Genomic DNA, 20,644 nt, shown 5'->3' with positions numbered 1-20,644 from the left:
TTTTTAGGGTTACCCCACTTATATCGTTATGAAATAAAATTTGCCATGCAATAAATACAATACAGGAATCAAATTCCCCTCTATAAACAACTATTTGTATATTTTTTTGGACTAAACTAGTCTAACATTCTTAAAACCATCATCTTTACATAGGGTGGTATCTTTATACACAAAGCAAGAGAAGATATTCACTTTTGAAATATACGGACTGTTAATATCTTTGATAGGAATAAACATTGGGAAACATGGGCGATTTCAAGAGCAAAGACCATCAATCATTACTTATCGACAACAGTGCCGAAGTATTATCTGCTATCTTCGAGTCATCTGCAGAGGGGTTACTTATAGCCGACAAAACAGGAAAGATCCTGATGGCTAACCCTAAAGTAGAGGAATTGTTTGGTTATGGCAGTGGAGAAATGCTGGAGATGAATGTGGATAAGCTATTGCCTGAAATGCTCAGAGGCCCCCATAAACAACATCGAGATAATTTCCATAACCACCCTAGTGCTAGACCAATGGGACTTGGAAAGGACTTTCCAGCACTACGTAAAGATGGTAGTCTGTTTTCAGTAGAAGTCAGTATTAACAGTATAACTATCCGTGACAAGCAATATGCTGTAGCTTTTGTAACAGATATTACTGAGCGAAAGAAAGCGGAGATACAACTGATCAAAAGCAAGGAGCTGCTTTGGTATTTTGTTAAGCACACTCCTGCTGCTGTTGCCATGCTTGACGATCAGCTACGCTACCTGATTGTTAGCTCCAGATGGGTAAAAGATTACAAGTTTACTGATCTGGACTATCTGAATAAGCCACATCCTGAGGTTTTTCCTCACTATCAGGAAAGATGGAGTGCTGCCTACAAGCATTGCCTGAAGGGAGACATCATCACCTGTGAAGAAGATGAAATCATTTATGAGGATGGCAGCAAGATGTGGATGCGTTGGGAAGCTCACCCTTGGCGTGATCATGATGGAGAAATTGGAGGTATTATTATCTTTACCGAAAATATCACCGAAAGAAAGGTTGCTGCGGATGCGCTTTTGCGTAGTGAAAACATGCTTAAACAGTATACCAGAAGACTGGAACGTAGTAACCGAGAGTTGGAAGACTTTGCCTATATCAGTTCGCATGATTTACAGGAACCTCTGAGAAAGATCCGTACATTCGGAGATCGCATACTGCAAAAAGATTATGACAACCTCAGCGAAAGAGGTAAAGACTATCTGGAACGCATGCTAAACTCGGCTTCCAGAATGCAGATGCTGATTAACGATTTACTGGCATTCTCTCGTGTCACATCAAAGGCAAAACCATTTAAGGCTGTTGACCTGAATCAAGTTATGGATGAAGTTATCAGTGACTTGGAAATAGCAATTGAACAAGCTAATGCAAAAGTCAATATTCCAAAACTTCCGACTGTCAATGCTGACCATACTCAGATACGTCAATTATTTCAGAATCTGATCAGTAATGCCATCAAGTTCAGAAGAGATGATATAGCTCCTGAAATTAATGTGACCATGAGAACATTCAACCATGGTCCTAATAATATGTTGGAACTTTCTTTTATCGACAATGGTATTGGTTTTGACGAAAAATACGCAGACAAGATATTTCAAATTTTCACTAGGCTTGAAGGCCGAAAATATGAAGGTTCAGGTATAGGATTAGCAATCTGTAAGAAGATTGCCCAAAGGCATGGTGGAGATATAAGTGCAGCAAGTAATACTGAACACGGTGCCACATTCACTATTACCTTGGACATGAATGCAACTTCATAAGTGAAAACACTTTAATATATAGACTAGAGAACTTCTTCTTTACTTTTATGTCTAATTTATCAGAAAACAGCAGAAACCCTTTTGTAATCCTTTATGCAGATGACGATCCAGAAGATCGTATGCTCGCAGAGGAAGCGTTTGAAGAATGTAAACTACTCAACAGGTTAATCTTTGTTGAAGATGGGGATCAACTGGTACGCTACCTTAAGCATGAAGGGGAATATGCAGATGAAAAAGAGTTTCCAACTCCAGGCCTAATATTATTGGACCTTAACATGCCAAAAAAAGACGGAAGGGAAGCATTGAAGGAAATCAAGTCTGACCCTTCGCTTAAAATGATTCCGATTGTGGTACTGACTACTTCTTCCGATGAAGATGATATTCATGATACCTATGAGTTGGGTGTCAGCTCGTTTATTACGAAGCCTGTTTCATTTGACTCTCTTGTAGATACTATTAAAACATTAGGCAAATACTGGATTGAACTGGTAAAATTGCCTAAGTAAACGTTACAACCGAAGCCGACAACTCACTCTTGTCGGCTTTTTTATGCCCTCTACCTGTGATTCTCACCTAAAAGGATTGACCTAAGTCATCCTTATATCCTGCCGACTTCACTAAATTGCTAAGATTGATAATATAATTTCTTTGTATCTCCATATCTTATTTCCATAACAAAACTTGACCTATGAGAGAGGTTATAAAAGTACTTTTAATTGATGACGATGAAGACGACTATCTGATTACCTGTGACCTTATAGAAGACATTGTTGTTCAGGATTATCAGTTGGATTGGGCGGGATCTTATCATCAAGCTTTGGAGAAAATAAAACAAGCTGAACACGATGTTTATATTGTTGATTATAGATTAGGAGCCAAAAATGGGCTTGAGATCATTGAAGAAGCTAAAAACGAAGGAAACGACAAACCATTCATCTTACTGACAGGACAAGGCGACTTTGAAATTGATGAGAAAGCAATGAACCTAGGAGCTTTCGATTATCTGGTCAAAGGGAAACTTGATGCTGCCCAACTGGAAAAGTCAATACGACACAGCATCCAGCATAGTCAGAACTTACAAAAAATAAGACAACTCAATGAAGAGTTGGAAGAACGGGTGCATCAGCGTACCCACCAGCTGAATGAAGCCGTACTGGAACTTCAGCAAATGAACCATGATCTTCAAAAGGAAATCAAAGAACGGAAACGAGCTGAAGAAGCACTCCGTGAAAGTCAGCATATCTACCAAACTATTTCCCAGAACTTCCCCAACGGAATCATATGTGTATTGGATGCTAACCTCAGATTTGTATTTGTAGAGGGTAAAGAACTGCATTCATTGGGTTTAAACCCTGAGGAACTAACAGGCAAGTTTCTACCTAATGCAAAAGAGCTATTCGCTCAAGGAAACAGCTCCCTGACACAAAGCATCAAGAGCGCTTTTAATGGTGAAGAAGTGATGCTTGAGGTACAGTTCCGAAACCGCCAATACTCTTTCAATGCTGTTCCAATGCCTGACAGCGAAGGAAAAGTAAAGCAGATTCTGGTCGTAGCCATGAATATTACAGATCAGAAAAAAGCAGAAAATGAGATCCGTAAAGCCCTGAATAAAGAAAAAGAACTGAATGAGCTGAAAGGACGCTTTGTTTCAATGGCTTCACACGAGTTCCGTACACCTCTAAGTACGATACTTTCATCTGTTTCACTTATTTCTCGATACAACACAGAAGAACAAGCCGAAAAACGAAACAAGCACATCAACAGAATCAAGTCAAGTGTCAACAACCTGACCCAGATTCTCAATGATTTCCTATCAATCAGTAAGCTGGAAGAAGGGAAAGCCATCACTCACCTTTCAAAAATAAACCTCTCCGCTTTTATAGATGAGGTCTGTGATGAAATGAGTGCTGTCAAAAAACCGAACCAACGCATTGTCTACACGCATACTGGAGAAGCGATTGACTTTAAGACAGATGGACAACTCCTGAAAAACATTTTGATTAATTTGATTTCAAATGCTATCAAATATTCAGGAAATGATAAAAATATATGGGTAACTTCAAGTAATGAAGAAAACGATATTACTATCTCTGTAAAAGACGAAGGGATCGGCATTCCTGAAACAGACCAGCAATACCTATTTAGTCGCTTTTTCAGAGCCGAAAATGCGATTAACATACAAGGGACAGGACTCGGTCTGTACATTGTAAAAAAATATTTGGATCTGGTAGACGGACAAATCGAGTTCGAAAGCATCCCAGATCAAGGAACCACTTTTAAAATTACTATTCCAAAACAAACCTACTATCACCATGAAAAAGATTCTTCTGATAGAAGATAATCCTGAGATGAGAGAGAACACTGCCGAAATCCTTGAACTCTCCAATTACGACGTTGTTACTGCCGAAAATGGTAAAGTCGGTGTTGAAAAAGCTAGGGCAGAGCTTCCTGATTTAATTATCAGTGATATTATGATGCCTGAAATGGACGGCTATGGTGTACTCTTTGCCCTTAGCAAAGACCCTAAAACAGCTAGTATCCCATTTATCTTCTTGACAGCAAAAGCTGAAAAATCCGATTTCCGAAAGGGAATGAGTCATGGTGCTGATGACTATCTGACAAAACCTTTTGATGATATGGAGCTTTTGGACGCGATTGAAAGCCGTCTGAAAAAGAATGAGATCATCAAAAAGCAATATGATAAAGGAGAAGAAGGGCTTGAAGCGTTTATCAATGACGCCAAAGGACTTGAAGATCTCGATAAGTTGGCAGAGAATCGCAAGACGCGTGCTTATAAAAAGAAGAGTGTTCTTTTCTATGAAGGTGACTACCCGAACTCCCTGCTCTATGTAGTAAACGGTAAAGTCAAGACCTTTAAAACGAATGAAGATGGCAAAGAATATATTACAGGTATTCATGGTCCGGGTTCATTCCTAGGTTATGTTGCCCTGCTGGAAGACATTGCCTACAATGAAACTGCTACAGTCTTGGAAGCTTGTGAAATCAGCATGATTCCTAAAGAAGACTTCTTTACGCTAGTTCACTCAAGCCGTGATGTATCACACAAGTTCATCAAGATGCTGACCAACGAAGTAGTAGAGAATGAGGAAAAAATGCTTCGTTTGGCGTATGGCTCAGTAAGACAACGTGTTGCAGAGGTATTACTTGACCTAGATCGTAAACAAGAAGAGACAGGTAAAATGCCTATTACTAGAGATGACTTGGCAAAGATTGTTGGTACTGCCAAAGAAACATTGATCAGAACACTATCAGATTTCAAAGATGAAAAGCTGATTGAAGTAAAAGATAAGAACATTGTGATTCTAAACCGTTCGAAACTTGAGTGGGTAAGTCACTAAACTCACTCACAATCAAATACATTACAGAAAGGAAAAAGTCAGATTTTTTTTCATCTTAATAATTTTTTCACCTAGTAACAACTGGCTTTTTCCTTCTATCACAGCCTTGCTTTTGTACATTTTAATATTTCATTTTTAGGCTTATCTAACAAATAGCATACTGCATAAATAAGCAACTTCTACCCAACAGTGTGAATGTCTATTCACACGAATTTCACCCAAAAACCTACTCATCAGTATCTTGAAAAAATCACATATTTAATACGTATAGTTAAACTTAAAAGTCTTAAAACAGCGTTCCAAAATCGGACATTTCAAAGGAAAAATATTATGAAAACTAAGTCCTATTTAGTAAATTCATATTGCAATAAAGTAACAACCACTATGTAGCTAGCCATTGACAGCTGCTCCTTAGAATATTTTGGCAAATTAGAATTGATAGGCGTGACCTATATAACACAACACTCCAACTTGGTGAGCGATGTGGACATACTCACGGGTACTGGGCTTTTAGCCTTTAAGTAACTGATGATTCAGATTTTTATTCGAAACGAACGATTAATGTGAAGTAACTTACTTACACCATGGTAAGAACAGAGATTGATGACAGCTTGAGGCTCAAATTAAAAGAAGTATTTGGGTACAATCAGTTCAGAGGGGAACAAGAAAATATTATCAGAAATATATTGGCTGGCAGAAATACATTCGTAATCATGCCTACAGGTGCGGGAAAGTCGCTATGCTATCAGCTACCCGCCCTCGTTAAAGACGGGACTGCCATTGTTATTTCACCACTTATCGCATTGATGAAAAACCAAGTTGATCAGCTGAATGCTGTTGGGATCAATGCACAGTTCCTGAACTCAACACTTTCAAAAAGTGAAGCCAATAAGGTTAAGAAACAACTCCTTGCGGGTGAGGTAAAGTTACTTTATGTAGCGCCTGAGTCCCTCACCAAGGAAGAAAATATAGACTTGCTTCAAAGTTGTCATTTGAGCTTTGCTGCAATTGATGAGGCTCACTGTATTTCAGAATGGGGTCATGACTTCCGACCTGAGTACCGCCGTATTCGATCGATAGTCGAGCAGTTGGGAGATGGACTTCCGATCATTGCCCTGACTGCCACAGCCACACCTAAAGTTAGGGCTGATATACAGAAAAACCTCAGTATGGAAGACGCAGATGTTTTCCTATCCTCCTTCTTCAGGGAAAACCTCTACTACGAAGTCCGACCAAAGGTCAACCCTCAAAAGCAACTCATTAAGTTTATTAAGCAGCACAAAGGACAATCTGGCATTATCTACTGCTTGAGCAGAAAGAAAGTGGAAGAGATTGCTGAATTCTTGCGTGTCAATGATGTGAAAGCTCTGCCATATCATGCAGGTATGGATGCTTCTATCAGGATGAACAATCAGGATGGGTTCCTAAATGAGGATGTTGATGTAATTGTTGCGACAATTGCTTTTGGTATGGGGATCGATAAACCTGATGTCCGCTTCGTTATCCATTATGATGTTCCAAAGTCATTAGAAGGATACTATCAGGAGACAGGACGTGCAGGACGTGATGGCATTGAATCGCAATGTCTGATGTTCTTCAGCCCTAAAGACATTCAGAAACTAGAGAAATTCAATAAAGACAAACCTGTAACAGAGCGTGACAATGCTCGACTACTGTTGCAGGAAATGTCTTACTACTCCAACTCCTCTGTTTGCCGCCCACGACAACTGCTCCACTACTTTGGAGAAAATATGGGCAAAAACTGTGGACACTGTGACAACTGTCGCAGAAAACACGAAGAGTTTGAAGGTAAAGACGCAGTTCTTCTTTCTTTGAAAGCGATTCTCCAAACAGGACAGCGCTTTGGCATTGAACATATTATCAATGTCATTATGGGAATAGATGATCAATATGTGAACAGCTATAACCATAACAGCCTTGAAGTATACGGCAAGGGAAGTAATGAAGACAAGGCCTACTGGGAAACCGTCATCCGTCAGGCTATGATTTTGAACTTTATCCAAAAAGATACAGACAACATCAAAATACTGAAGGTAACTGATGAGGGCCTAGACTACATGGATTCGCCAAGTGCTGTAATGCTCACCAAGGATCATGATTACTCCAATGAACAGGTGGAAGAAAACGATACTGAAGAGCCTGCTGCAGCGCTATCTTTCGATGAAGCACTTTATGAATTGATAAAAGGGCTTCGTAAGAAAATTGCCAAGCAGAAAAACCTTCCCCCTTATGTCATCTTCCAAGAACCTTCTATGGAGGAAATGGCAACACTTTATCCTACTACAATTCAGGATCTGGCACAAATTAATGGTGTCGGAATGGGTAAAGCACGCAAATTTGGTCAGGCTTTCGCAGAGCTGATCAAAAAATATGTGGAAGAAAATGAGATTGAAACAGCGTCTGACGTAGTAGTCAAATCAGCCGTAGACAAGTCAAAAATCAAGATCTATATCATCCAGCAGATTGACCGAAAAATGGACCTTGAGGACATTGCGGACAACAAGCGGATGAGCTTTGATGACTTACTCTCTGAGATTGAGCACATTTGTTACTCTGGCACAAAGCTGAATCTTGATTATTACATAGAGCAAATCATGGATGACGAAAAGATTGATGAAATCTATGATTACTTTATGGAAGCTGAAACAGACAGTCTCTCTAAAGCATTAGATGAATTGGATGAAGATATTTCAGAAGATGAAATCCGTCTAATGCGAATCAAATTCCTATCAGAATTAGCAATGTAATCTGTAACTGATATAAATATCATGAACAGGCTGGTAACATCACTTTTCCAGCCTGTTTTTTTTTGCCATATTCGCACCGTGAAAAAGGAAGGATGATTCCTTGTGGCACATTCCTTCTTATATCATTTAATCTCAGACCAATTATTTAAAATGAATGTATTAGTTCTTGGCTCCGGCGGAAGGGAGCATACACTTGCTTGGAAGCTGGCTTCCAGCCCTAAACTGACAAAGCTGTATGTGGCACCGGGCAACGCAGGTACTGCTGATGTGGCAGAAAACGTAAACATTGGTGTTACGGACTTTGAAGCACTCAGCAAGTTTGCTTTGGAAAAAGAAATAGACATGTTAGTGGTAGGACCTGAAGCTCCATTGGTAGAAGGCGTTGCTGACTACTTCGCTGAAAAACAGGAACTGTCTCACATCAAAGTAATTGGTCCTAAAAAAGCCGGTGCCGAATTAGAAGGTAGCAAAGACTTCTGTAAGCAGTTTATGCTAAAACATGGTATCCCTACAGCTGCTGCTGAAAGCTTTACGCTGGCTGAACTTGAAGCTGGATATGCCTTTTTAGAAGAGCAAAAACCTCCGTATGTATTGAAAGCGGATGGTTTAGCTGCTGGTAAAGGAGTAATCATTACAGAAGACCTTGATCAGGCTAAAAGTGACCTGAAAGAAATGCTGGAAGGCAAGTTTGGCGAAGCCAGCAATCAGGTTCTGATCGAACAGTACTTATCTGGTATTGAAATTTCTGTTTTCGTTTTGACAGATAGCAAAGGCTATGTAACATTGCCTTCTGCTAAAGACTATAAGCGTATTGGTGAAGGCGATACAGGACTGAACACTGGTGGTATGGGTGCCATCTCTCCTGTCCCATTTGCTGATGATGCCTTTATGAAAAAGATAGATGAGCGAATCATCAAACCTACAATTGAAGGACTTCAGAAAGACAATATCGATTATACTGGCTTTATCTTCTTTGGTCTGATGAACTGTGACGGAGAGCCTTATGTAATCGAATATAATGTAAGAATGGGGGATCCTGAGACAGAAGTAGTTATCCCTCGTCTGAAATCAGACTTGCTGGAAATCTTTGAGCTGGCAGGAAACAAAGAGCTGGAAAAGGCAGTTGTTGAGTTCACAGAAGAGACAGCAACAACAGTAATGCTTGTATCAGGTGGTTATCCTGAAAGCTATGAGAAAGGTAAAGTCATGACTGGCATTGGTCAGGTAAAAGATGTAATTCCTTTCCATGCTGGAACAACCTTTAACGAAGCTGGTGAAGTAGTTACAGCAGGTGGACGTGTAATCGCCTTAACAGCATTTGGCAAGGATAAAGATGAAGCATTGGCCAAGTCTTTTGAAGCTGCTAAAGCAGTAAACTTTGAAAAGAAATACTACAGAACCGATATCGGTTTTGATCTTTAATAGTATGAGGTACTGTCAGGAAAAGTAGCTTTCTACTTTTCCTACACTACAATTAATCACTATATCCATTTTTTATGCAAGAACAAGCGGACAAGCAATTCAAGTTAGGTGTTCTGGGAGGCGGACAACTCGGGAGGATGCTCATTCAGTCAGGTATCAACCTGAATCTGTATACAAAAGTATTGGATCCAGACCCGTCGGCACCATGCAGCAATCTAGCAGATGAATTTGTGGTAGGAGCACTTACGGAATACAAAACCGTAATGCAGTTCGGAGAAGATGTGGACGTGCTTACAATCGAAATCGAAAATGTAAACACAGAGGCATTGGAAGAGCTCGAAAGACAGGGAGTTAAGGTTTATCCTCAACCTAGCCTGATCCGCATGATTCAGGACAAGCGTACACAGAAGCAGTTCTATCGTGAAAACGATATTCCTACTTCTGACTTCTTCCTGATCAGCGACAAAAAAGAGCTTGAAGACTTCAAGAATTTCCTACCCGCTGTACAAAAAATCGGAAAAGGCGGCTATGATGGCAGAGGCGTTCTGAAACTGAAAGACGAGTCAGACTTTGAAGAAGCTTTTGATGCTCCTTCAGTATTAGAAAAACTCGTAGATATCGAAAAAGAGATCTCTATCATTATTGCCCGTAACAAAAAAGGAGAGACAAAAGCTTTCCCTCCAGTTGAATTGGTTTACCATGATGCTAACTTAGTAGATTACCTGTTGGGACCTGCTGAGATTTCAGAAGAGGTAGCACAAAGAGCAGAAGAGATTGCAACTGACCTTGTAAACAAAATGGAGTTTGTAGGTCTGCTGGCGGTAGAACTTTTTGTTGCAAAGGATGGAAAAGTCCTTGTAAACGAGATTGCTCCAAGAACACATAACAGCGGTCACCAAACAATCGAAGCCAACTATACTTCTCAGTTTGAGCAACATCTAAGAGCTATATTGGATATGCCTTTGGGTAGCACTAAACTGCGTACACCTTCTGCAATGGTAAATGTATTGGGCGAACCTGGATATGAAGGAAAAGCTGTTTATGAAGGACTGAATGAAGTTCTTGCTCAAGAAGGAATCTATGTCCATTTGTATGGTAAGCTTTATACCAAGCCTCACCGTAAGATGGGTCACGTGACCATCATTGATGAAGACAAGGACAAACTGCTAGAAAAAATCAACTTTGTAAAAGAAAACCTTAAGGTGATTACAAAAGAGATTGAAAACGGCAATGACTGATATTAAAAAAGGGAATCTGAGTAATTCAGATTCCCTTTTCATTTATTATTATTCTAAGATTATTAACCTTTTTTCTGACTCGCTTTAAACAGGATTTGCTTCTCTTCCTGAGTTAGGTTTTCATACCCTTTTTCAGAAATCTTATCCAAGATTGCATCTACAATCTCTTGATCTGGCTCTCCATCTTTTGCCCCCTTTCCCTTCTTTGAACCTGAGTTCTTACGGTAAGTCACCTTTAGGCTGGATGATGGTTTTCCAATATTAGAGAAGAAATCCAATACAGCTGATACCGGCTTACCCAAGTCTGTTCCGGCTTTAAGTGCCTTGATGTAAACAAACCCTATCAGTGCTCCACCCAAGTGTGCCAAATTACCGCCAGCATTTGCTCCTGAGGTTCCGATCAGTGAAATGAAGATTGTAACCGCTGCTATATATTTGATTTTTACAGGCCCAAAGAAAAGCAGGTTCATTCGATAATCTGGAGACAGTGTTGCTGCACCTACCACAATTGCATAAGCACATGCAGAAGCTCCAATCATCCCCACAGGCTGTCTACTAATAAAGTAAGGAACAAGATTATACATTGTGAGGTATAGAAGTCCACCAACTAATCCTCCCAAGATATACAGTACCACAAGCTTTCGACTTCCCAAAAACTCCATAAAAATAACTCCAAACCAATAGAGCATCAACATATTGAACAATATGTGGAAGAACTCCTGTAAGCTATGGCTGAAAAAATAAGTAATCAACGTCCAAGGTCTGACGATAAAATCACTTATATCCGGCGGCAAGGCGATATTCCTAAAAATGTACTCATTAAAAAAGCCTTCAAACCCCGTAAACCTACAGACCAAGGAAATCAAACTCATTACTACAAAAGCAATGACGTTAATGATTATTAGCCTTGCCAAACCACTGTTTGGTTTATTCCAGGTTGCTTTCAGGTCGGTAACAAAACTGTTCATCTGCTTATATCTTCATTGGAATGGACCATCAAATATTTACAACAATGTAATCAATTTGGAGGAATATGTAAATATTAATATTTCAATACAAAACCTTCCATTATGATTACGAATAAGGGGTTTATATTGTTTAGCTCATTGGTTTGTAACCCCAATTTCTCAACAAAATAAACGCAAATAAGGCTCCCCCCAAGTGTGCCAAGTGTGCAACATTATCACCAGGGTTTTGTCTCCAAAGCATGTACACTTCATAAGCCAAGTATGCACCAATCAGGTATTTAGCTTTCATTGGAATCGGTGGGATAAGTAACATAATCTGTTTGTTAGGAAACAGGTATCCAAAACCAATCAAGATACCAAAAATTGCTCCTGAGGCCCCTACCATTGGTATGCCTGAGAAAAAGCCATAGATCTCTTTTACTATAAAAGATGCTTTATCTATCAATGCTGCACTTTCTGGATGGGCTGGCAACTGATCATAAGCCAAAGCATAAGCCTCATTTTGTGATAGCCAGGTTCCTACTGCTGTTCCATGATCAGTAATAAACTGCTGAAACAACTCAGGTGTTGGAGAATTAAGAAACTCTCTGGCAGCTACTTCAATTTGATGGACCTCATAGTAGTTCAATGCGCCATAAAGTAACCCTCCACCAACTCCAGCTACCATATAGAGTACCAAAAAACGCTTTTGTCCCAATACATGTTCCAAAACAGGCCCAAAGAAAAACAAGCCCAACATATTACTGAATAGGTGATCAAAATTGGCATGTACAAACATGAACGTAATCAGCTGGTATGGCTGAAACTCACTTGAGTGAATATAATGATACCCCAACCAGTCATCTAATGGTAGGTTCAAAAGTGCCTGAACGGCATATATCCCAACATTGATCAGTAGTAGTGTACGCACAACTGGCGTTATGACAATTCCTCCCATATTGTTTTAGCGGTTTTATAGTTTGGCAGCAAGCTTAGTCAAGTAATACTATTCCTCAAGCCTTGCCATGTATTCTTATATCTTTAATGACTAATTGTAAGAAACGATTGTTACGATATTCATTAGCTTGTATATGGTAACAGATATCAAAAGACTCTCCACTTTCCAAAAGTGACAAATAGTCAGTAGCCATCCCGAATCCTATGGCTTCATAGCGATGTAACCTACCCTCCTGCCTGACGGTAAACTTCAGGTGTTTATCTTTTAAAACCCTTACATTCCCTGAGACGTTCAGCCTTTCTGACATAAATAGGGGTTGTCGGTTTTCGGGACCAAAAGGACGCATTTGCTGTATTAGGGTATAAAAATTGGCAGTTACCTGATCCAAATTCAAACAAACATCTATAGGTAACTCTTCTACAAACTCTTCCCCATTAAGTTTGTTTTTGACAACCTCTTCAAACTTTACTCTAAAACTGTCTACATCATCTGGCAGGAGCTTGATCCCAGCGGCAGCTTTATGTCCTCCAAAGGAAATAAAATATTCACGACATTCATGCAAAGCACCATAAAGATCAAAGTCACCGACCGAACGTGCTGAACCTGTTACAAAACCATCTGAAAAAGTTAATACGACTGTAGGTCGGTAATATACCTCCGTACAACGTGATGCTACGATACCTACCACACCTTTGTGCCAATCAGGATGGTATAAAACGGTACTGAACCTATTTCCCCATCCATTTTCTTTAATCATCTGTAGTGCTTGAGCAGTTGCCAACTGGTCATACGCTTTCCTTTGCTGATTCTTTGTTTCAATATCTTTCAAAAAGTTTTCAGCCTCTGTATGAGAATTAGAAGTCAATAACTTAACTGAAAGATTGGCATGCGCTACTCTACCTGCTGCATTCAACCTTGGCCCCATACCAAATACTAACTTGGAAATTGTCACTGGCTCATCTCCTTTGATTCTTTTCATCAATGCCTGAAGCCCATAGTTCTCTGTTGATTCCAACCTCCTCAACCCTTCTTTGGCTAAAACCCTGTTTTCTCCCGTAATCGGTACAATATCACAAGCTATACTTACAGCCAACAAGTCTGTTAGTCTCCAAAGATCATCCTCTGGCACATCATGCTCCTGACAAAAAGCCTGAAGCAGCTTAAACCCAACTCCACAACCTGAAAGTCCTTTATACGGATAAGGGCAGTCTTCACGCTTTGGATTCAGTATGGCTACTGCCGATGGCAATACATCATCAGGTTGATGATGGTCACAGATGATAACCTCAATCCCGCTTTCTTTCGCTTTCTGAACCTGTTCTACTTCCTGAATACCACAATCCAAAGTAATGATAAGCGTTGCCCCTATTTCTTCTGCATATGCTAATCCCCTATCGGAAATCCCATATCCTTCACGGTATTTATCTGGAATATAATAGTCAACATACGGATAAACATCTTTGAAAAATGACAAAAACATGGCGACTGAAGTCGTTCCATCTACATCGTAGTCGCCATAAAACAGAATCTGCTCCTCATTTTCCAATGCTTCTGACAGACGGTTTACTGCTTTTGACATGTCTGCCATCTGTGCAGGGTCATGCAAAAGCGATAAACCTCCTCTGAAGAACTTTTTAGCTGAATCATAATCTGTTACACCTCTCTGAAATAACAAAGATGCCATTGGGGCACTAACGTTAATAGCGTTACAAAGTACCCCTACCTGTTCTGGCGTTGCCTGTTCTTTTATTTTCCAAACGGTGTGCTTCATGTATATCTCAATTATACTCTCAGCAGAGTAAGATAGTTTTGAGTTCAAAAGATAAAACGAAAGGTCAGAAACAAAAATCTAATTCCTGTTTCTGACCTTTCGTTTCAGTTTATCAATGTTTTATTCAGGTTGCTAGAACCATGACATCAGGGTATCCTGATTTAATATCAACAACATTAAAATCACCCCTACTAGTCCTCCAAATAAGATACCTAGCAGCAGCATTTTATAATTGGTTCGGCGCTTGGCTGTGACAATACGTCCCTGAAGGTCTTCAGGCAAATCAGTCACATACAACAAATCGCTTTCCTGTGCTGCAATTTGCTCTTCAATACTTTTCAGACGGCGTTCTCTCTGCTTTATCTCCAGCTCTTTGTCCTCCAAACGCTGCTCATAAACTTCCATGATCTTATCAGCATTGGCTTTGGAGACTTTCAGCTCGTTGAAAAGGTATTGCATCCGATCTTCTTCGGTCTGAAACTTCTTTTTGGGATTATAAATCAGAAATACCAGCATAGAGATGACACTTGCCCCCAACAGCACTGCCCATACGGTAAAATATTCTTGTAGCTGGTAAATGACTTGGTACCAGGCGTCATTCATAGGTTTTTAGCTATTTCTTATATCAGTTATGGTAATATCATACTTTATCATAACCTAAAATATTTATAGGTTATATGGAAGTATAATTCAATTATAATATAAAATACGTCCTAATAAAAGACATACGTTTAGAAGCTGAACCACTGATAACTATTCAGCTTCGGTACCTGTACTCACCTGCTTTTCATACAACTCCTTATAAGCTCCCTGCTTTTCCATAAGTTCTGCATGCGTGCCTGTTTCTACAACTTCTCCCTGATCCAATACCAGAATACGGTCTGCCAACTTAGCAGATGATACCCTATGAGAAATAATGACACTGGTACGGTTCTCCATAATACCTTGCAGGTTATTCAAGATTGCATTCTCCGTCTTGGTATCCACAGCCGAAAGGCAATCATCCAAAATCAGAACAGTAGGCTTACGGATCAATGCACGTGCAATTGATGTTCTCTGTTTCTGTCCTCCTGAAAGGGTAATCCCTCTTTCTCCCAAGACTGTTTCCAAGCCCTTGTCAAACATGGATATATTGTTCCAAAGGTCTGCATCCTTGGCTGCCTGAATGATTTCCTCCTCTGTCGCATCATCCTTACCAAAGGCTATATTGTTACGGATTGAGTCTGAGAATAGGAATACATCCTGAGGTACATACCCCATTTTATTTCGAATGTGATTGATATCAAAGAGCTTGATATCTCTCCCATCGATCAATACTCGTCCATCTGTTGGATCATACATACGGCAAAGCAGGTTGGCAATCGTACTCTTTCCTGAGCCTGTTGTCCCCAAAATTGCCAGTGTCTCTCCTTCGTTTATCTCAAAAGATACCTTCTTTACCGCCTCAATACCTGAATCAGGGTATACCAATGTCACATCTTCAAAAGCTACTTTACCTTTGATCGGCTCTTCCAAATTACTGATTGAGACAATCTCATTTTCAGTATGCAAGAACTCATTGATTCGCTTCTGAGATGCTGCTGCTCGCTGTACAATACTTGTTACCCAACCCAATGATGTTACAGGCCATGTAAGCATATTGACATACATGATAAACTCTGCAATATTACCAGGTGTGATAGAGCCTCTAATCACTTCAATACCTCCAACATACACCGTAAGAATAGTACTCAAGCCAATTAGCACCAACATCAAAGGATAAAAAAGGGCATTTACTTTAGCCAAAGACAACTGCTTGTCTGTATAGTCATTGGCTGCATCATCAAACAAGCCTGCTGAATCTTTCTCCCTGACAAATGCCTTGATCACACGAATGCCTGAGAATGCTTCCTGTACAAAAGTTGACATTCCTGAAAGGCTTTTCTGAATAGCTTCAGACCTTTTATTAATCAGGTTATTTACATAATAGATACTCACTGAAAGTAAAGGAAGTGGCGCCAAAGCCCACAAGGTAAGCTTTACGTTTACCGTCAGCATGTAGCCTATAATCAAGATACAAGATACTGTCAGGTTAATGCCATACATAATCGCAGGGCCAAGGTACATCCGGACCTTACTAACATCTTCGGAAATACGAGCCATCAAGTCCCCTGTATTGTTTCTTCTATAGAAACTCAGCGGTAATGACTGATAATGCTTGAATACATCATTTTTCAAATCGTACTCAATCAGACGAGACATCACGATAATGGTCTGACGCATAAAGAATAGGAATACCCCTCGAAGAAATGCCATGGCTACAATCAGCAAACCGTAGAACAGAATGGTCATGTAGAAGTCTGAACGGAATGAATCTTGCAACTGTCCCCCATCAAACAGCGGATACACATTCAGCGCATCGAGTACAAGGTTAAGTGCATGCCTTACCATTTGGGCTGGTACAATGGCAAATATATTGGACAGGATGACGAACAACGTCCCCATAAAAAGGTGTCCTTTGTATTTGTAAAGATATTTATTGAGATGTCTAAGCTCTTTCATTCAGATGCTGTATTAATGTCTGCTGTTTCATGCCTTTACGCTAAAGCTATCGTGTAGCAAAAGCAAAGGTAATAAGTTCTTTGTGTTGTATGCTCTTTGATAACTCAATTTAATCAAGTTGGTTCAACAGATACGGCACATAAACAAAATTCATTACTATCTTGGATTATAAACTTTAGACGACTAATCTATCACAACAAATGAAAAAACTATTTTTTTACGCTTTTATATTACTAACCATAGTCGGATGTGGCCCTAAAAAAAAGGATGGTAAACCAATCCTTTCCGATAAAGACATCAAAGCATTAAAAGAGCTAGCTGATGATGTTCAGAAGAGTGTTGCCTCCAACAAAACGAGCAGCAAACCTTCCAACAAGGCTAACTCATCTACTGAGAATTACAATTACACTATTCCTGCTGACCTTGACTTTACCCCTTCTTCTACCACAAAAGAAGTTATCAGACATTCCAGCTTTACACTCTCTTACTCAGAAGCGTATGAACAAGCTGAATGGGTTGCTTATGAAGTAACTAGAGCCAAAATGCAGGAAAGAAGTCAGAATAAAATTAAACGTACTGACAACTTTAGGGAAGACCCTGCTGTAAGTACAGGTTCTGCTCAATTAGATGATTACTACAACAGCGGCTATGACAGAGGACACCTTGCTCCTGCTGCTTCTGTTGGCTACTCAACTCAGACGATGTCTGAAAGCTTTTTCCTTTCTAATATGAGCCCTCAGGACCCTGACTTCAACCGTGGAATCTGGAGAAAACTGGAAGAACAAGAAAGAGAGTGGGCATTCCGAGAAAGAGCTATTTATGTAATTACTGGACCTATACTGGAACCAGGGCTAAAAGTCATTGGAAAAAGAAGCAGAAGTGACAAAAACAACAAGAAAGTGGCTGTCCCAAAACAGTACTACAAGATTATAGTAGACCGTACTGACACACCGAAAGCCATCGCTTTCCTTATGCCAAATGAGGGTAGCAAAAAGCCTTTCACTTCATTTGTTGTCTCTATAGATTCCATTGAGAAAATGACAGGAATAGATTTCTTCCCTGCTTTGGAAGACTCCTTGGAAGACAAGCTAGAAGCTTCGACAAGTACAAGTGGCTGGCAATTCAGCACCAGAATCAAATAAGCTGTTACAAGTAATTTACTTGGGACATAAAAAAGGGAAGCAGACCGAAATCTGCTTCCCTTTATATTTATCAACTATACTGATTAGTGACTTGCTACTGTTGATTGTTGTGCCCCATAAACCTCTTTTCCATTGTCAAGAAAGTTTACGAAGTTCTCTACATTCAGGTCATAAGCTTTTGGCTTAATCAACAACTCACCTTCATTGTCTAGCAGACAGTAGTAAGGCTGTGCGTTGCTGTTGAATTTAGAGATTTGGAAATCAAAGTTTACAGCACCAATAGTCTTTTTCACCTTGCCATCAAATGTTGACGTTACCCAATCTTCTTCAGGAAGTTCTGTTGGGTCATCCACGTACAATGCCAAAATAATATAGTCTTCTCTCAGTCTTTTCAGTACCTCAGGTTGCGCCCATACATTGTCTTCCATCTTACGACAGTTAGCACAACCGTGTCCTGTAAAGTCTACAAAGATTGGCTTGTTCTCACGCTTAGATGCTGCCAATGCTTGCTCATAGTCAAAATAGCCATGCAAACCATGAGGTAAATGGAACCTGTCAGCCCATTTGATTTCCTCATTTGCACCTTGATGGTTACCGCTTACACCTACAAAACTCACTTCTTTTCTGATGATTGAGTTAACATCAAAGCTATGGTGTGTTTGTGGAGGCAAGATTCCAGAAAGCAAGTTCAGAGGCGCTCCGAAAAGACCCGGAATCAGGTAAACCACAAATGAGAATACAACGACAGACAGCAACAGTCTCGTTACTGAAATTCTTTCAACAGGCATATCGTGTGGCAATCTGATTTTACCCAACAGGTAGAAACCCAACATTGAGAAAACCACTACCCAAATCGCAACCATCACATCCTTGTCCAAAATCTGAAGGTTGTAAACCAAATCGATTGTTGAAAGGAACTTAAAGGCAAATGCCAATTCGATAAAGCCCAATACCACCTTTACAGAGTTCAACCAGCCACCTGACTTAGGCATTGATTTCATAAGTCCAGGGAACAAGGCAAACAGTGTAAATGGCAATGCGAATGCCAACGCGAAAGACATCATTCCCAACATCGGTCTCAATACGTGTCCTCCTACTGACTGGATCAAGATAGTACCTACAATAGGACCTGTACATGAGAATGATACCAGTACAAGCGTAAATGCCATAAAGAATACAGCCAACAGACCACCACGGTCAGACTGCGCATCCATCTTGTTTACCAAGCTACTTGGCAACGTAATCTCAAATGCACCAAAGAACGATGCTGCAAAAACGATAAAGATTACGAAGAAGACGATATTCGGTAACCAGTGTGTACTGATCAGGTTAGCCACACTTGGGTCACCTGTAAGTGGAGCCAATACAGCACCTACCAAGCCATAAATAAAGATGATAGAAAAACCATATAGCAATGCTTTCGCCTTACCACCTTCCTGCTTTGTAAAGAATGACACAGTCAATGGAATCATTGGGAATACACAAGGTGTAAAGATCGCTGCCAAACCAAACAGGAATGCTGAAATCATAAAGCCCCAAATAGTATCTTCCTCTTCTGCTGAAACCGGCGTCACTTCATTCTTGGATGCAGGCGACAGTTTTTCAGCTTTTTCCTCTGCAGGTTCTGCTACAGTTGCTTTCTCCTTTACTTCTGTCTGTGCTGCGACAGCAGTATTTTCTGTTGTCTCTGTTTGTTCAGCTACTTCTTCAGCTTTTACCTCATCTGCTTTTTTGTTTGTCTCTTTAGCTTTTGCTGCTTCAGCAACTGTCACTTTCAAGTCTTTAAATGCAAATGACTCTTCCAATGGAATACACTGTCCTGTTTCGTCAGAGCAAGTTTGTCCTTTCAAAGTAGCCTCTACGTGAAAATCGCTTTTAAGCACTTTCACCTTTTGCTGGAACTGACCAGTACCTTTGAAGTAAGAAATCTCTCCTTCCCAAAGGTCATCATATTTCTTTTTAGGGTGAATAGGTGTAAGTCCTCCCACCAATTCGTAAGTAGCATTTTTATCGAAGCTCACTGAAGTAACGATTGGTCCCAAATCAGGATCAAAATCCGAAGAATAGAGGTACCAGCCTTTTTCAATTTTTGCTTCAAAGATTAATTCGACAACATCCCCCACCTTTGCTTCCTGAGCAGACATGTGTGATGTCCAAGTTACGGGGTTTATCAGCTGTGCCACCCCTGAAGTAAGGAATGTTACACAAGCCAATAGAGTTAAAAAAAAGTGCTTCTTCATGATATACGACGCTTTTGATGTTTAACAGCGGTTGATTATGTAAAAAAGCATAAAGGCTTAACCAATCACTTCAAGGGTAGTCCTGAATGCAACAAACTTTCCTTTATAAGCTTCTTCGTGTTTATTTCTCATTTCCACAGCATGTTCTGCAATGTAAGTGTTTAGCTTATCCATGCTTTCTGCAATGTACTGAACGGCAAAAGTTTCGCCAGTATTACCTGGTACTTCATCCAGCAATCTCAAGAATTTATGTTCTTGAAAATACCCTGTTGCCATTACTTCTGGAATATGAACATCTGTCATCCATTTCTTCCAGCTATCCATTACATCTTTCTCAACGTTAATAGTTACATTATATATGATCATATCTTTATTTTTTTTACTAAAAAAATTCTATTTAAATCTTTTTTCCCAACTCAAATCCAATACTAAAGGTTTATTTTAAAGAGATTGAAATAAAATGTATGTCGC

At 39.9% G+C, this 20,644-nt stretch carries 15 protein-coding genes; 8 read left to right on the top strand and 7 right to left on the bottom strand.

Features of this window, described 5'->3' with window-relative positions:
* The first annotated feature begins 245 nt into the window (after positions 1 to 245).
* From V6R21_RS29425 to V6R21_RS29395, 7 genes are all read left to right on the top strand, one after another.
* Complete coding sequence (locus V6R21_RS29425; RefSeq protein WP_334247081.1) at positions 246 to 1,787, top strand: sensor histidine kinase; 1,542 nt, start codon at positions 246 to 248, stop codon at positions 1,785 to 1,787.
* Between the two features lie 47 nt (positions 1,788 to 1,834).
* A complete protein-coding gene (locus tag V6R21_RS29420) occupies positions 1,835 to 2,293 on the top strand; it encodes a response regulator (protein WP_334247080.1) in 459 nt (152 codons plus the stop codon).
* 182 nt (positions 2,294 to 2,475) lie between these two features.
* Positions 2,476 to 4,128, top strand: a complete 1,653-nt coding sequence (locus tag V6R21_RS29415; RefSeq protein WP_334247079.1) for a hybrid sensor histidine kinase/response regulator — start codon at positions 2,476 to 2,478, stop codon at positions 4,126 to 4,128.
* Positions 4,100 to 5,146 (top strand): response regulator, encoded by a 1,047-nt coding sequence (locus V6R21_RS29410; RefSeq protein ID WP_334247078.1) that lies wholly within the window; start codon positions 4,100 to 4,102, stop codon positions 5,144 to 5,146. Before V6R21_RS29415 ends, V6R21_RS29410 begins: the two co-directional genes overlap by 29 nt.
* Before the next feature lie 584 nt (positions 5,147 to 5,730).
* Positions 5,731 to 7,914 (top strand): DNA helicase RecQ, encoded by a 2,184-nt coding sequence (gene recQ / locus V6R21_RS29405; RefSeq protein ID WP_334247077.1) that lies wholly within the window; start codon positions 5,731 to 5,733, stop codon positions 7,912 to 7,914.
* A 150-nt stretch (positions 7,915 to 8,064) separates the two neighbouring features.
* Positions 8,065 to 9,336, top strand: coding sequence for a phosphoribosylamine--glycine ligase (purD, locus tag V6R21_RS29400; protein ID WP_334247076.1), 1,272 nt, complete (start codon positions 8,065 to 8,067; stop codon positions 9,334 to 9,336).
* Between the two features lie 74 nt (positions 9,337 to 9,410).
* Entirely contained in the window at positions 9,411 to 10,574 is a 1,164-nt protein-coding gene (locus tag V6R21_RS29395; RefSeq protein WP_334247075.1) for a 5-(carboxyamino)imidazole ribonucleotide synthase, read from the top strand.
* A 62-nt stretch (positions 10,575 to 10,636) separates the two neighbouring features.
* On the opposite strand, the gene V6R21_RS29390 is transcribed toward V6R21_RS29395, so the two are convergent.
* The 5 genes from V6R21_RS29390 to V6R21_RS29370 all read right to left on the bottom strand — a co-directional run bounded on the left by V6R21_RS29390 (position 10,637) and on the right by V6R21_RS29370 (position 16,791).
* Entirely contained in the window at positions 10,637 to 11,542 is a 906-nt protein-coding gene (locus V6R21_RS29390; protein WP_334247074.1) for a rhomboid family intramembrane serine protease, read from the bottom strand.
* Positions 11,543 to 11,672: 130 nt separating this feature from the next.
* Positions 11,673 to 12,479: a rhomboid family intramembrane serine protease gene (locus V6R21_RS29385; RefSeq protein ID WP_334247073.1), complete on the bottom strand. Its 807-nt coding sequence runs from the start codon at positions 12,477 to 12,479 to the stop codon at positions 11,673 to 11,675.
* A gap of 55 nt (positions 12,480 to 12,534) precedes the next feature.
* Complete coding sequence (gene recJ / locus V6R21_RS29380) at positions 12,535 to 14,250, bottom strand: single-stranded-DNA-specific exonuclease RecJ (protein ID WP_334247072.1); 1,716 nt, start codon at positions 14,248 to 14,250, stop codon at positions 12,535 to 12,537.
* A 132-nt stretch (positions 14,251 to 14,382) separates the two neighbouring features.
* A complete protein-coding gene (locus V6R21_RS29375; RefSeq protein WP_334247071.1) occupies positions 14,383 to 14,853 on the bottom strand; it encodes a hypothetical protein in 471 nt (156 codons plus the stop codon).
* A 150-nt stretch (positions 14,854 to 15,003) separates the two neighbouring features.
* Positions 15,004 to 16,791, bottom strand: coding sequence for an ABC transporter ATP-binding protein (locus V6R21_RS29370; RefSeq protein ID WP_334247070.1), 1,788 nt, complete (start codon positions 16,789 to 16,791; stop codon positions 15,004 to 15,006).
* Positions 16,792 to 16,991: 200 nt separating this feature from the next.
* Here V6R21_RS29370 and V6R21_RS29365 point away from each other — a divergent pair, with 200 nt between their 5' ends.
* Positions 16,992 to 17,933 carry a DNA/RNA non-specific endonuclease gene (locus V6R21_RS29365; protein WP_334247069.1) on the top strand — a complete coding sequence of 314 codons (942 nt, stop codon included), beginning with the start codon at positions 16,992 to 16,994 and terminating at the stop codon, positions 17,931 to 17,933.
* 83 nt (positions 17,934 to 18,016) lie between these two features.
* Here V6R21_RS29365 and V6R21_RS29360 read toward each other — a convergent pair whose 3' ends face one another.
* Complete coding sequence (locus V6R21_RS29360; protein WP_334247068.1) at positions 18,017 to 20,173, bottom strand: cytochrome c biogenesis protein CcdA; 2,157 nt, start codon at positions 20,171 to 20,173, stop codon at positions 18,017 to 18,019.
* 57 nt (positions 20,174 to 20,230) lie between these two features.
* Positions 20,231 to 20,539 (bottom strand): DUF4286 family protein, encoded by a 309-nt coding sequence (locus V6R21_RS29355; protein WP_334247067.1) that lies wholly within the window; start codon positions 20,537 to 20,539, stop codon positions 20,231 to 20,233.
* Positions 20,540 to 20,644: the final 105 nt, after the last annotated feature.

It is taken from the genome of Limibacter armeniacum (assembly GCF_036880985.1).
Taxonomy (GTDB): Bacteria; Bacteroidota; Bacteroidia; order Cytophagales; family Flammeovirgaceae; genus Limibacter; species Limibacter armeniacum.
This window is presented reverse-complemented; position numbering and strand designations above follow the sequence as displayed.